This is a genomic window from Mycoplasma todarodis, from assembly GCF_004335995.1.
GTDB classification, from domain to species: Bacteria; Bacillota_I; Bacilli_A; order Mycoplasmatales; family Metamycoplasmataceae; genus Mycoplasma_K; species Mycoplasma_K todarodis.
The window spans coordinates 17,013-31,765 of the sequence record NZ_PSZP01000013.1; the positions used below are offsets into that span (position 1 = coordinate 17,013).

Here is a 14,753-nt window from a genome sequence, read left to right on the forward strand (position 1 = left end):
TGCTTTATTGCTTTATAATGAATACATGAAATTAACAGCAACAGGATATAACACTAATGGTGAAGGAATTGCCATATACGGAGGAAAGGTATTTTACGTACCTGGATTAATCGTTGGAGAAACAGCGGATTGTAAAATAATAATGGAGAAAGAAAAATGAGGACGGGCAAAGATTACAAGGATTACAGAATATTCAAGAAGTAGAAGAAAGGATCTTCCAAAGAATCACCTTGAAATTGGCGGATATGAAATTCTACATATGGATAGAGTGGAACAAACAAGATTTAAAAATAATAAGATTATCGAGGCATTTAAAAGTAATGCAAAAATAGATATTGAATTAGATGAGATGTTTATTGGTGAAAAACAATTTAGATACAGAAATAAAATTACACTTCATGATGGAGGTTTCCACAAACGAGGAACTAATGAGGTGATTGAACTTGATGATTTCTTATTAACAGATATCAAACCAAAAACAAGAATGAAGGGTAATGTTATCATTCGTAAGTTGGATACAACTATCAGTGGTAATAGGACAGATAAGAAATTTACAAGTGATACAATGTGTGGAATTAAGTTTATTGTCGGCTTAAATGCTTTCTATCAAGTAAATAAAGAAGTTGCAGAAGCAGCTTATTTCAAAATGATGAAATATTTAGATAAAAATATGACTGTATTCGATCTTTATTCAGGTATTGGGACAATTACACTTACAGCGGCCAAAAAATCAAAACATGTTTATGGAGTTGAAAGAAATGGAGCTTCATATGCATCAGCTATTCTTAATCAAGAAAATAATGATGTGAAAAATGTAACATTTGTTAAAGCTGATGTAATTAAATTCTTGGCTAAAACAGAAGTTAAACCAGATGTAGTTATGGTTGACCCTGCTAGAGAAGGATTGGGTAAAGATGTATGTAAATCTTTAAATGAATTGAAGCCTAAGAGGATTATTTACCTTTCATGCAATCCAGGTACACAAGCAGCTGATTATTTTAGATTAAAAGATAATTACGACATTACATATGCTAAACCATATGATATGTTCCCACAAACACACCACGTAGAAAACTTAATCATTCTAGATAAAAAGAAATAAAATGCAATATTCAAAATATTGTATTTTTTTATATAAAAAAAATAGCACCACATTGGCACTATAGGCTATTTAATTTTATTTTATGAAGTGATTAGACAACTTTAAGCAGTTTATCTTTACCATGTCCTTCTTTTTGATCTCTCAGTACGTGGTAAATTTCTACTTGTACATTTGAATCTGTGTGTAATCCATGTTTGTGGCCTCTTCTGAAACCTTTAATGTCTTTTTCCACATCTTCTAATGTGTGTCCTTGGGAAATAATTTCTTTTGTTGATTTTAATACGGCTTTATATTGATACATATGAACCATCCCTTCTATTAAGAGGGAAAATGAAAAATATTACATGAGAAGAATGACAACATGATAAGTTGCTTATGGGTTTAACAATAGCATTGCTAATAGCTTTTGCAGCAGTTTTAATTATGTCAATAGTAGTTTTCGTTGTTTATGTTAAAACATCGTGAATAGAAAGAGAAAATTCAAAAAACGTTACAGGTGGTGATTTAGCAAGAACAATCCTGAACGAAGAGGGAATGAGTGACGTAGAAATCAAGCCATCATATTTTTATGCTAAGTACTGAAACCATTCAAAGCGTAAAAAAACTTTTAGATTACGTCCGTGAACTGTTAATAGAAGATCAATATGAACAATGACTGAAGCAGCACAGCAAACTGTTGTTTCAACATGAAGAAGAAAAAAAGGAAGAATGGGTACAGCTTTCACAATATTTAGAATACCAACTATCCTAAGTGTTATCTCAGTTATACTTTCAATCGGTACTTTAATTTATGTTTATTTAAAATTTAGGACTGGTGATGGATTAGCAATTAATTCTTCAGAAGGTAAAAAGACTATAGCAATTTTAATTATCGCTTTTACGGTAATTGCTACTCTAACTGCTTGAGCTGATGTTATGAAACTTTCAATTATAAGAAAGCATGTAACGCCTATCTTGCAAAAACAAGGATTTACAGAAAAAGAAATGAGATTATTTAAATTAATCTACACTTCAAGATTAATTTTAGCAATCGCAATTGCTCTTTACAACACAATTAGATTAATGTTGCAAATTGCAGCATCAACAAAAGGTGAAGGCGGAAATAAATAATTTTTATAAATAGCACTCTCAATGTAAGAGTGCTATTTTTTAATAAAAGATGTATAATATAGTATCAAAGGTATATCTTGCATTTTAAAAGTGGTATACTTAATTAAAGATAAGGGAGGCAAAATGAATCCATTTTTCCAAGCAAACACACCAACAACAAAAGAAATGTGAAAGAACGAACCTAACAAATTTAGGCATTGAATAATATTATTCGGTATAGCCATGGCAATATTCTTAGTTATGACAATAGCGGGATTAGCATTAGTGTTAAGTGATAAAAGCACATTACAAGATTCACTATCAAAAGCAATCGCAGGAACTAAAGGGTTCACTGGAGATGCGGATCAATGAGCTTCAAGAAGGATTCTGATGAGTTTCATAGTAATGCCAATCATTATGATTTGTATGGCTATTGCAGGTGCTGTTTTATATGGGATGACACTTGTTAAATCATATAAAAATAAAACATTTGCAAGAATATCAGCGGCAGCAGTATATCTTCCTGAAATTGTAGGTTTATTCTCACTATTTAATGCAGCATTCTCATCATGAAGTATGATCTCTATTGTTGATAATCATGTTGGAGCTATCCTTTCAATAACATCACAATGATTTGCAGTTATATTATTAATATTTGCAATGCAAGTATCAAGAATTAGAAAAACATTTATTCATATCGAAAGAATGGAAGAATTAAAAAAATCTCCTGAATTCCAACAAATGCAAGAGCAAATGAAAAATTTCTTTAATGCTGCACAAAGCGGTCAATCACCTTCTGCAGCGTATGGACCAACACCAACACCAAATGCTCAATCAGCTGATATAAAAGAAACACCAGTTGAAACTCAAGAAGCACCAGAAGTTGTTGAACTTAAGAAACTTAAAATAGAAGAGTTAAGAGAAATCGCAAATAAACTATCTATTTCAGGTGCAACTAAAATGTCGAAAGACGAATTAGTAGCAACAATTGTTCGTGTTACAAACGAAGGGTAATCATAAAAAATAAACTGCAAATGCAGTTTTTTTATTTCGAGAAAAAGTTATTGCTTATAAAACCATAAAAACCCTAATAATCAGTATACACTAGGGGACATTGTTTAATCATTAAACCCGATACACTAGGGGACATTGTTAATTTGAAAAAAATGCCGATACACTAGGTGGAGTTGTGTATAATATTTTTGCTATATAAAGTAGCCGACATATTTGATAAATATAAACATTAAACAAAATAACATGAAAATAAACAACATGAAAGGAAGTATAAATGCCAACAATTAACCAATTGGTAAACCAAGGGCGTAAGTCAAAAGTTTCAAAAACTAAAGCTCCAGCTCTTAACGTACTACAGCGCCATTCAAACGTGGTGTATGTACAAGGGTCGCAACAATGACACCTAAAAAACCTAACTCTGCTTTACGTAAGTATGCAAGGGTTAAGTTATCAAACGGAATGGAAGTAACAGCTTACATCCCAGGAGAAGGACACAACCTTCAAGAACACTCAGTAGTTTTAATTAGAGGAGGAAGAGTTAAAGACCTTCCCGGGGTTAGATACCACGTAGTTAGAGGTACACAAGATACAGCTGGTGTAGATGGACGTAACCAGTCAAGATCAAAATATGGAACAAAAAAACCAAAGAAATAAAAAGATAAGGAGATAAATTATGGCAAGAAGAAATAGAGCACCTAAAAGAGAAGTATTAGCTGATCCAGTTTTCAACTCAAAAATAGTTACAAAACTTATCAACGGTATAATGCTTGACGGTAAAAAATCAACTGCACAAACAATACTATATTCAGCTTTCGATATTATTAAAGAAAAAACTGGAAAAGAACCAATCGAAGTATTTACTGCAGCGATGGAAAACATCACACCTCAATTAGAGATTAGAACAAGAAGAATCGGTGGGGCAAACTACCAAGTACCTACTGAAGTTTCAGCAACAAGAAAGCAAACATTATCATTAAGATGATTAATTAACTACTCAAGATTAAGATCAGAGTACACAATGGATGCAAGACTTGCAGCAGAAATTATTGACGCTTCAAACAATACTGGAGCATCAGTTAAGAAAAAAGAAGATACACATAAGATGGCCGAAGCTAACAAAGCATTCGCTCACTTCAGATGATAGGGGATACGAAAAATGTCTAGAAAATTCGCACTTAAAGATTATAGAAATATCGGTATCATGGCTCACATCGATGCTGGTAAAACAACAACAACAGAACGTATTCTTTACCACACTGGTAAAATTCACAAAATTGGTGAAACACATACTGGTGAGTCACAAATGGACTGAATGGAACAAGAACAAGAACGTGGTATTACAATCACTTCAGCTGCTACAACAGCGTTCTGAAAAGAAAAAAGAATTAACATCATTGATACACCTGGACACGTTGACTTCACAGTTGAAGTTGAACGTTCACTACGTGTTTTAGATGGTGCTGTAGCTGTACTTGATGCACAATCAGGTGTAGAACCTCAAACTGAAACAGTTTGAAGACAAGCAACAAACTACCACGTTCCAAGAATTGTTTTCGTTAACAAAATGGATAAAGCATCAGTTAGAACAAGATTAGGTGGAAACGCAGTTGCTGTACAATGAAACCTAGGAGCAGAAGATAATTTCGAAGGTCTAATTGACTTAGTAGAAATGAAAGCTTACTACTACGATGGTGGAGCAGACGAAGAAGCAGAAATCAAAGAAATTCCAGCTGACATGATGGATCTTGCTACAGAAAAAAGACAAGAACTTGTTGAAGCAGTTTCTGACTTCGATGAAGAATTAATGATGCTTGTACTTGACGGAGAAGAAATTCCAGCAGAAATGCTTAAAGCTGCAATCCGTAAAGCAACATTAACATCACTATTCTTCCCAGCATTCTGTGGAACAGCATTCAAAAACAAAGGTGTTAAAACATTACTAGATGGTGTTATTGATTACTTACCATCACCAATTGATGTGCCTGCTATTAAAGGTGTATTACCAAATGGTGAAGAAACATCAAAACCTTCTTCAGATGAAGAATCATTCTCAGCACTAGCATTCAAAATCATGACTGACCCATTCGTTGGGAAATTAACATTCTTTAGAGTTTACTCAGGTGTGTTATCAAAAGGTTCATACATTTTCAATGCAACTAAAGGTAAAAAAGAAAGAATTGGTCGTATTCTAGAAATGCACGCCAACTCTCGTGAAGAAATTGATGAAGTTAGAGCTGGAGATATCGCTGCTGGTGTTGGTCTTAAAGATACAACAACAGGTGATACACTTACAGATATGGCTCAAATGGTATTCCCAGAGCCAGTTATTTCACTAGCTCTTGAACCAGCTTCAAAAGCTGCTTCAGAAAAACTATCATTAGGACTTCAAAAATTAGCAGAAGAAGATCCAACATTCAAAACATTTACAGATGAAGACACAGGACAAACAATTATTGCTGGTATGGGTGAATTACACCTAGACATCATTGTTGACCGTCTAAAACGTGAATTCAAAGTTGAATCAAATGTTGGTGCTCCTCAAGTTGCTTACCGTGAAACAATTACTAAATCAGCTAAAGTTGAAGGTAAACACGTTAAACAATCAGGTGGTAAAGGTCAATACGGTCACGTTTGAATCGAATTTGAACCAAACCAAAACAAAGGATTTGAATTTGTTGATGCAATCGTTGGTGGTAAAGTTCCTAAGGAATACATCAACTCAGTTAAAGTAGGACTAGAAAACGCCCTTAAATCAGGTATCGTTGCTGGTTACGAAATGATTGATGTTAAAGCTACTCTATTCGATGGTTCATACCACGATGTCGATTCATCAGAAATGGCTTATAAAATAGCTGCTTCTAAAGCGCTTAAAAAAGGTGCTGGAGATCTAGGAGCTACAATTCTTGAACCAATCATGGACGTTTCAATTATTGTTCCTTCAGAATACTTCGGTGACGTTATGGGTGATATTTCATCTAGACGTGGACAAATTAAAGGTAATGAAGAAAGATCAGACGGAGCTCAAGTTGTTAGAGCAGACGTTCCTCTATCAAATATGTTCGGTTATGCAACACAACTAAGATCATTCACTCAAGGTCGTGGAACATACCAAATGCAATTCGATCACTACCAAGCTGCACCTAAGTCAGTTGCTTTTAAACCATCCCTAACGGGTGGTTTTTTTATTTTGTTATTTTAACATAATGTTTTGTAACAATATAGAGTCGATAAATATAATTAAAAGTATGGAAAAGACAATACAAATATACCAAGTTAGAAACAAAGAAAAAAGAATTCAAAACGATATTTTTGAAAAAATAGGAAAACTATATAGAATAGAACTTCATAAAATAAATATTGATGAATTACATGAAATCAATGATAAACGTGTGCATATTCTTATTTTTGATTCTATTGAGGTAGAAGAAATTAAATATACGAATATTGAACCCTTGCAAAATAATAACAAACACTTATATACAATGGTTGTATTGAGAGGGATGACTGAAAAAAAGGCGATCAAACTATTTGATAAACATATTGATTATTTGTGTGAGGGAAATCTCAGTGATGGTTACATCATTGGTTTATTAAAAACCATACTAAAAAGAAAATCAGAAAAATATTTTGTAGAAACAATGGATTATTTCAAAAATATAAAAGTAGATTCAATATTAAGAGAAGTATATATTTCGGATAAATTAGTAGAAACATCAAATAAAGAATTTAAACTAATAAAATATCTAGTGAGAAATCATGAGGATTTCAAAAAGAAAATTGATGTTTTCAAAAGTATATGAGGATATGAAGAAGATACAAGTAGAATATTAGATCAATATTTACATAGAATCAAAAAGAAAATTGGTGACGAAGTAATAGTAGTTAAAGATAAAGTTAAAGGGCTGAAATTATTATAATTTCAACTTTTTTTAACGTTAATTTACATCTGTTAAAAATAATTAATAAATGTTAGTGTTATTTAGAATTAAAACCTTTTTAATGATTTTATAATGAATTCAGTTGGGAAAACAACAATAAGGAGAATATTTATATGAAATTAAACAAAAAGAAAACAACAATGGGTGTTTTAGCAACCACAGGAGCGGCGATTGTACCTATTTTTGCAGTTGTTTCGTGTGGTAAGGATATACCGACACTAACAGCTAAGGGATCGTCAACAGTTTTACCTTTTATGCAAGGGTTTTCAAAAAAATATGACGGTGCTCAAGTCAATGTAGCTGGTGGTGGTTCCGGAGCAGGACAGAAAGCTATTCTTATGGGTGAAGTTGATTTTGGTAATATGTCAGCAACACCAGATTCAAAAGAAATAGTTAACTCTGATAAATTCAGGACTGTAACTGTTGGTATAGATGGTTTAGCAATGGTTATCAAAGGTAATTCTAAAAAAGCAAAAATAGATAATATATTAAAACTTTATACAGAAGAAAAAGGAAATAAACAATGATTGTTAGCTGCAAAAGCTATATTCGGAATGGATGCAAATGCAAATAATGTCGAAGTTCTTTCAAGAGAGAATCCTGATAAATCAGGAACAGCAGAAATATTTGGTATAGGTCTTGGTAAACTTTCTGGAACAGGGCAAAATAGAGTTTCGCACCATCCAAAGAAATCAGAATTAAAAGGTGTAACTTCTACAACGAATGAAGCAAATTCTGAAGCATTTAAATCATTAAGTGGTTCTAGTAAAAAATATGGAATTACTTATCTGTCGCTCGGCGTTGCGGATTCATTAATTAAAGGTAAATCAAACTTCTCGAAACTTACATTAATCAGCAACGACGGGAAACATAAAATGATTCCAAATAAAGAAAATGTAGGAAAAACATATAATTGAGCAAGACCACTCAATGTTATTTACAACACAAAAGCAAATAACAAACAAGATGTAATTAATTTTATTGAAGGAATGATGAGTGAAGGACAGAAGTCGCTTGCCAATGTGGGTTATTTAAAGTTAACTGATGAACAAAAGAAATCAGAAGGTATTTTAAAAAATGATGACAAAGAATTCTTAGAATCGAATAAAACCAATGGTCATAATGGGCTAGCAATAGATATAAAATGATAAGTAAGAAAATATCTAAAAGAAAGAGGATTATTGATAAAGTTAGTAAAAATTTAATTCTTTTTCTTTCTTCAATTTCGGTATCCATCATACTTGTAATCATTGGTTTTGTTTTCATTAAAACTTTACCAATGTTTAAGGATCAAGATTGAGCTCATAAATTTAATTCAAAATATGGGATTATCAATGGATTAATAACCACATTTGTAATTGCTGCATTAGCATTAACCATTGCGATATGAATAGGAACTAGGATTGCTATATTCATATTCTTTAAGATCAAGAATAAAAAGATTAAAGCAACACTCAGGTTTGTAAATGAGTTATTAGCAGGTATACCTTCAGTTGTTTTTGGTCTTTTTGGTATATTCGCACTTTCTCCAATAATAGGAAAGTGAATGCATGCTGATTTTACAACTGGTTCTATTTATTCAGTGATTATAGTTTTAGCAATGATGGTTATCCCAACAGTTTCATCATTAACTTTAAATGCTTTGAAGGGAGTTCCTTCGCACCACTACCAAGGAGCATTAGCTTTGGGTAATACTAAAAATCAATCAATTTACAAAGTTGTTTTGAGATCTATTAGAAAACAAAGAATTGTAATTATGATTCTTTCTTTAGGAAGAGTTATTGGTGAAACAATGGCTGTTTCTATGTTGATACAATCTCATCCAATAAATCCTTTTGTACATGAAAATGGATTTATTGGATTTCTAAGAGGAAATTCAGGTAACGTTGCAACAATAATTCCTAATAATATGTTCCCACAAAGTGGTGATTTAAATATTTCGAGAGGATATGTATATGCAATAGGTTTTATTATATTGACCTTCATATTAATACTTAACGGTTTTATTGCATATTTATTTAGAAACAAACAAAATAAATCAATTAAAACAAACAAAGAAACTAAAGTAAAACAAGAAGTCAAAAAATGGATTGAAAATAAAATAATATTCAATATCACAACTATTAAAAATAAAATGATTTATTTATCTTTGTTTTTTGTGAAAGATAAGAAAAGTCGTATAAAAGTATTCTATCAATTCAGGAAAACTTTATTAGAAATGATTGCTGTGATTATTGGATTTGGATTAGTTTTCTGAATCTTTGGTTATGTGTTAATTAAAGGAGGGAATTATTTTCAATTTCAACATCTTACAAACCCAAGTGCAAACCATGGGGATACTGTTGGTCAAGCATTAATAGTTACATGTATTTTGGTATTGGGTTCAATAATTATATGTATGCCCTTTGCGTTTGCGTTAGCTATTTGATTTAGTGAATATTCACAAAATACGAAACCAACAAAAGTTATGAGATTCCTAATTGATGCATTACAATCAACACCATCAATTTTATTTGGTATGTTTGGTATGGTATTTTTCATACAAACCTTACATGTAGGAAGAACGTTTTCATTAACGGCAGGAATCTTAACTATGTCTATCGTTATCCTTCCGATGTTTACTAGAACAATCGAGCAATCATTACAAGATGTTCCTGTTACATTAAGACATGCATCTATGGCATTGGGAGAAACTAAGTTTGGAACTATACGAAAAATTATTCTTCCATCAGCGTTGAAAGGGATTGTCACTGGAGTTATTTTGTCAATAGGAAGAATTATATCTGAGACAGCTCCTGTATATCTAGTTATGGGATTATCACCAGCATGATTTATAAAAGGTGATTCTGGTGCACAAGTTATAACAACACGTATTTATGTGAATGTGACTACACCTTCAAATTTATCAATGGGTAATGCATGAGCATGGGAAACCAGTTTTGTTGCAATGATATTAATAATGTTCTTATATGCGTTCGCTAATATTATTGGCTGAATTTTAGAAAAAAGATCGGAAGGGAAGTTTAGATTCAAAAAGTGGATTAAGATAAAAATTAAGGAGCATTATGAAAAATAATTATTTTGAGGTGAAGGATTTAAACTTATGATACCTAAATGGTAAAAAACAAGCTTTAAAAGATATAAATTTAAACATTATTAAGAATGAGGTTGTTGCTTTTATTGGACCTTCTGGTTGTGGTAAGTCAACATTATTGAGAATGTTTAATAGAATGAATGATTTGATTGAAGGTGTAAAAGTTAAAGGTTCTTTAAAAATGGGGGATATTGAATTAATTTCTAATTACAAAGATATAAACAGCAGGCGTTTTATTAAGAAGTTTTTTACTAGATCTAATGATAATGTTGATATTGTAGATTTGAGAAGTAAAGTTGGTATGGTTTTTCAGAAGGCTAACCCATTTCCTATGTCTATTTTTAATAATGTTGCGTATGGTTTGAAAAGTTCGGGAATTAAAGACAAAAAGGAGATTAAAAGGATTGTAGAACGATCTTTAAGGGATGCTGCTCTCTGAGAGGAAGTGAAAAATCGCTTGGATGATTCTGCAACTGGACTTTCAGGTGGACAACAACAAAGATTATGTATTGCTAGAGCAATAGCTATGTCGCCAGAAGTTTTATTGATGGATGAACCTACTTCAGCATTGGATCCTATTGCAACTGCAAAGATTGAGGAATTAATGAAAAGATTAAAAGAAAAATTTACAATTATCATAGTTACACACTCAATGCAACAAGCTGCAAGAATTTCAGATAAAACAGCATTCTTCTATATGGGTGAATTGATTGAGTTTAATACAACAAAAAATATCTTCACTAACCCTAAAAAGAAATTAACGTCGGAATATATAAATGGGGAGATGGGGTAAAAATGGAAAACAACATAATAACTGAAAGTACAAAACTCATAAGGAAACTACTAATAAAACTGATAGATATAGTTATCAAAGCTCATGAACAGTCTAAGAAAGCGATTTCTTCCGCTAATGGTAAGATTGCTCTTGACGTTTTAGAACAAAGGGACAAGTTCGAAAAAGAATTCATGTTGATGGAATCAGAAATATTGTTCGCATTAACGAAAAAACCTCTTGCTATTGAATTGAGGAGAACTATAACTTATTTAATTGTTGCTAAAGAGTTAGAATCAATAATCAACTATTCTAAGAAAATAGCTAAGTTCACAATTTCTAATGATGGAAAAATTTCACCTTCATCACAAACAAGGATTAGAAAAGTACACAAACCATTGCGTACCATGTTGAGTTCTTTAAGGGGTATTATTGATTCTGAAAATGAAAATGAAATAATCTTCATTGCCGAACAAGATAATGAAATTGATGAAGAAACATTAAAGATAAGAAAGGCTATCGTTAATTCTGTTATTAATAAAACTGATAAAGAATTAATAAAAGAAAGAGTGTATGTTTTGAATATAGTTAACTCATTAGAGAAAGCGGGCGATCACATAGTTTCTATCTGCGAAAATCTTCTTTATATCAAAACAAATAAACATATAAAATTATAGATAGTTATAACAAGCTAAAAAAAGGCTTGTTTTTTATTTTGTTTTTTGTCTCATTGTGTTATAAATAAAAGGTAAACCCTATAAGGGTATTTCAAATAAGGAGAACAAAATGGGTTCTATTGAGATATTTAAGTGCGTTATGATAGGTCTTGCGGGACTGGGGTTATTTTTAGTTTCAATTAAATTAATGTCATCATCTCTTAAACAAATGACAGGTAGAAAAATTTCAAATGTAATGAAAATATTGAGAAAAAATCCTTTTGTAGCTTGTTTTGTTGGGGTTATATTTACCACTATGATCCAATCATCAGATGGTGCAGTTGCATTAGCTATTGGATTAGTAGCAGCCGGTCTATTAGATTTGAGGACTGCTATTGCATTTATATTAGGGGCTAACATTGGTACAGCAACAACTTCAATAATCGTTGCGTCAGCTGATGTTCCAGCTTTCCAATATGTTAAATATTCATTATTCTCATTCTCATTCTTAGGAGCGTTCGGTTTAATTATGCTTTCTGAAGAGAAGAAGACACGTGTTGCGATGTTATTCTTTGCAATCGGGGCTATATTCATAGGGCTTCATGTTATGGGATTAGGGTTTAAACCATTAGCTTCAGAAATGAAACCTATTATTGGTAAAGTATCAAATCCATTCTTAGCATTATTAATTTCCATTGTTATGACTGGTACCTTCCAATCTTCATCAGCAGTAGTTACAATAGTTCAAGGATTCTATGGTTCTGGTCCTACTGTGGCAGATCCACATATATGAAATGAAGGAGCTATGTCAATAAGCACTGCATTAGCCATGGTTGTTGGAGCTAATATTGGTACAACCTTCACGGCACTTATAGCTTCTATTGGTTCTACCAAGAAAGATACTAGAAGGATTGCTGTTGTTTGACTGATCACGAATATCATAATGGCTATTATCGTTATGCCTTTAATTGCCACTGGTGTATATGGTGATTGAATCCAAAGTATGAACCCTGGTACATATCACCCAATTACCGCTAATGGAACACCAGTTCTGCTTCATAATAACTTTGACCTTGCTCTTGGTCATGTTCTATTCAATACTGTTCTTGTTATATTATTTATTCCATTTACGAAACAACTTGCTTGAGTTGCAAATAAAGTAGTTCCTGACAAAAAAACTGCAACAAACTATAAATATGATTTACGTTTACCAGAATCATTAGTATATGAATCTCCAGAATTAGCGTATGAAGCTGCTAAGAAGGTTGCTGTTGAAATGGGCCGTATGTCATACGAATCACAGAATCAATTAAAACAATACATAAAAACTGGTGATAAAAAACACTTTGAGTTATTTGAACAAATTCACATTTTACTTGGTCAAACAAGAACTCAAGTTTCTTCTTATTTAATTGAAATTGGTTCAAAAGACATTACAGAATCTCTTTCAAGTAAACAAATGTCGCTTGTACTTTCATTAAGATCACTGGATGCTATGACTAATTTAATGTATAGAGTTTTCGTACAATGTAAAGAGAAATACAATAAAAAGACAAAAACTTTCAATATAAATAAAGAAACATTGCAAGATTCGAAAGACCTTTTATCTACAGTTATGTCCATGACTAAACGTTCATTTAAACAAATTGAAGCTTATACATATTCAAGATATAAAGACATCAAAGCTTTACAAAAAGCATTTGATGCGTTTGCAAAACAAGCAATTGAGAATGATTTAGCTAGAATTAATAAAAAGGAATATAGTAAAGCTGACTTTGATTTCGCAAGATTGGTTAGATTATTTGAAAGAACATCACATCACGCATCCCGTGTTAATAACTATCAAAGAAAAGGTAGAAAAAAACCCGAACAAATAAAACTTTCTCAAGAATTGACAGAAGAATTATTTGCTGAAACTAAAAATGAGACTAAAAAACTCGGAGTGTAATAAATAAAAAAACTGGTACTTAAATAACTCAACATAACCGACGAGTTATTTTTTTATTTTTTTTAAAGCAATTTTATGAAATTACCACTTTTTTTGTGATAAAATATTTAAGCATATATATTAAACATAAATGCATTATATGGATAGGACTAGGATGTAAGGCCTAGCATCGGTGGTTTATTCGAATAAACGCAATACATTTAAATTAAAAATATAAGATTTATTAAAACAAATCGAAAGGAATATTATAATGGCAGAAAAATTTGACAGAAGTAAAGCTCACGTTAACATTGGTACTATTGGTCACGTTGACCACGGTAAAACAACTTTGCTAAAAAAGGACTATCAGAAGCTAAAGATTACGCATCAATCGATAACGCTCCAGAAGAAAAAGAACGTGGAATCACAATCAACACATCACACATCGAGTACTCAACAGAGAAAAGACACTATGCACACGTTGACTGTCCAGGTCACGCTGACTACGTTAAAAACATGATTACAGGTGCTGCACAAATGGATGGAGCAATCTTAGTTGTTGCTTCAACAGATGGACCAATGCCTCAAACTAGAGAACACATCCTACTTTCAAGACAAGTTGGAGTTCCTAAAATGGTTGTCTTCTTAAACAAAGTTGACATGCTAGAGGGTGAAGAAGAAATGGTTGAACTAGTTGAAATGGAAGTTAGAGAACTACTATCAGAGTACGGATTTGACGGAGATAACACACCAGTTATTAAAGGTTCAGCTCTTAAAGCACTTGAAGGAGAAGCTAAATACGAAGACGCGATCATGGAATTAATGGACGCAGTTGACGCATTTATCGAAGAACCTACAAGAGATACAGACAAACCATTCCTAATGGCTGTAGAAGACGTATTCACAATCACAGGTCGTGGTACAGTTGCTACAGGTCGTGTTGAACGTGGAACACTTAACCTAAATGATAAAGTTGAAATCATTGGTATTAGAGATACACAAGAAACAGTTGTTACAGGAATTGAAATGTTTAGAAAACTTCTAGACCAAGCTCTTGCTGGAGATAACGCTGGTATCTTACTACGTGGTATCGCTAGAGATGATATTGAACGTGGACAAGTTCTTGCTAAACCAGGATCAGTTACACCTCATACAACATTC

At 32.2% G+C, this 14,753-nt stretch carries 12 protein-coding genes and 2 pseudogenes; 13 read left to right on the plus strand and 1 reads right to left on the minus strand.

What is annotated here, in order from left to right:
- Positions 1–25: 25 nt before the first annotated feature.
- Complete coding sequence (locus tag C4B25_RS02245) at positions 26–1,102, plus strand: class I SAM-dependent RNA methyltransferase (protein WP_131613440.1); 1,077 nt, start codon at positions 26–28, stop codon at positions 1,100–1,102.
- A gap of 91 nt (positions 1,103–1,193) precedes the next feature.
- On the opposite strand, the gene C4B25_RS02250 is transcribed toward C4B25_RS02245, so the two are convergent.
- The gene (locus tag C4B25_RS02250; RefSeq protein ID WP_131613441.1) at positions 1,194–1,403 is read right to left on the minus strand and encodes an MAG6790 family protein; all 210 of its coding nucleotides are present in this window, start codon (positions 1,401–1,403) and stop codon (positions 1,194–1,196) included.
- A 29-nt stretch (positions 1,404–1,432) separates the two neighbouring features.
- Here C4B25_RS02250 and C4B25_RS02255 point away from each other — a divergent pair, with 29 nt between their 5' ends.
- The 12 genes and pseudogenes from C4B25_RS02255 to tuf form a co-directional block, all read left to right on the plus strand.
- Positions 1,433–2,212: a zinc metallopeptidase gene (locus C4B25_RS02255; protein ID WP_131613442.1), complete on the plus strand. Its 780-nt coding sequence runs from the start codon at positions 1,433–1,435 to the stop codon at positions 2,210–2,212.
- A gap of 123 nt (positions 2,213–2,335) precedes the next feature.
- On the plus strand, positions 2,336–3,205 hold the full coding sequence (locus C4B25_RS02260; protein WP_131613443.1) for a Rho termination factor N-terminal domain-containing protein: 870 nt from the start codon (positions 2,336–2,338) through the stop codon (positions 3,203–3,205).
- 274 nt (positions 3,206–3,479) lie between these two features.
- A pseudogene (gene rpsL, locus C4B25_RS02265) lies at positions 3,480–3,859 on the plus strand (30S ribosomal protein S12).
- A gap of 19 nt (positions 3,860–3,878) precedes the next feature.
- On the plus strand, positions 3,879–4,349 hold the full coding sequence (gene rpsG / locus C4B25_RS02270) for a 30S ribosomal protein S7 (protein ID WP_131613444.1): 471 nt from the start codon (positions 3,879–3,881) through the stop codon (positions 4,347–4,349).
- A 12-nt stretch (positions 4,350–4,361) separates the two neighbouring features.
- The gene (gene fusA / locus C4B25_RS02275; protein ID WP_131613445.1) at positions 4,362–6,404 is read left to right on the plus strand and encodes an elongation factor G; all 2,043 of its coding nucleotides are present in this window, start codon (positions 4,362–4,364) and stop codon (positions 6,402–6,404) included.
- Positions 6,405–6,450: 46 nt separating this feature from the next.
- The gene (locus C4B25_RS02280; protein ID WP_131613446.1) at positions 6,451–7,122 is read left to right on the plus strand and encodes a winged helix-turn-helix domain-containing protein; all 672 of its coding nucleotides are present in this window, start codon (positions 6,451–6,453) and stop codon (positions 7,120–7,122) included.
- Between the two features lie 134 nt (positions 7,123–7,256).
- Positions 7,257–8,294: a PstS family phosphate ABC transporter substrate-binding protein gene (locus tag C4B25_RS02285; protein ID WP_131613447.1), complete on the plus strand. Its 1,038-nt coding sequence runs from the start codon at positions 7,257–7,259 to the stop codon at positions 8,292–8,294.
- A gap of 128 nt (positions 8,295–8,422) precedes the next feature.
- Positions 8,423–10,219: a phosphate ABC transporter permease PstA gene (gene pstA / locus C4B25_RS02290; RefSeq protein ID WP_168380678.1), complete on the plus strand. Its 1,797-nt coding sequence runs from the start codon at positions 8,423–8,425 to the stop codon at positions 10,217–10,219.
- Positions 10,209–11,030 carry a phosphate ABC transporter ATP-binding protein gene (locus C4B25_RS02295; protein ID WP_131613449.1) on the plus strand — a complete coding sequence of 274 codons (822 nt, stop codon included), beginning with the start codon at positions 10,209–10,211 and terminating at the stop codon, positions 11,028–11,030. The genes pstA and C4B25_RS02295 overlap by 11 nt, the downstream gene beginning before the upstream one ends.
- 2 nt (positions 11,031–11,032) lie before the next feature.
- Positions 11,033–11,686 carry a phosphate signaling complex PhoU family protein gene (locus tag C4B25_RS02300; protein ID WP_131613450.1) on the plus strand — a complete coding sequence of 218 codons (654 nt, stop codon included), beginning with the start codon at positions 11,033–11,035 and terminating at the stop codon, positions 11,684–11,686.
- Between the two features lie 109 nt (positions 11,687–11,795).
- Complete coding sequence (locus C4B25_RS02305) at positions 11,796–13,613, plus strand: Na/Pi cotransporter family protein (protein WP_131613451.1); 1,818 nt, start codon at positions 11,796–11,798, stop codon at positions 13,611–13,613.
- Between the two features lie 247 nt (positions 13,614–13,860).
- Positions 13,861–14,753, plus strand: a pseudogene (gene tuf / locus C4B25_RS02310) (elongation factor Tu); the annotation flags it as partial.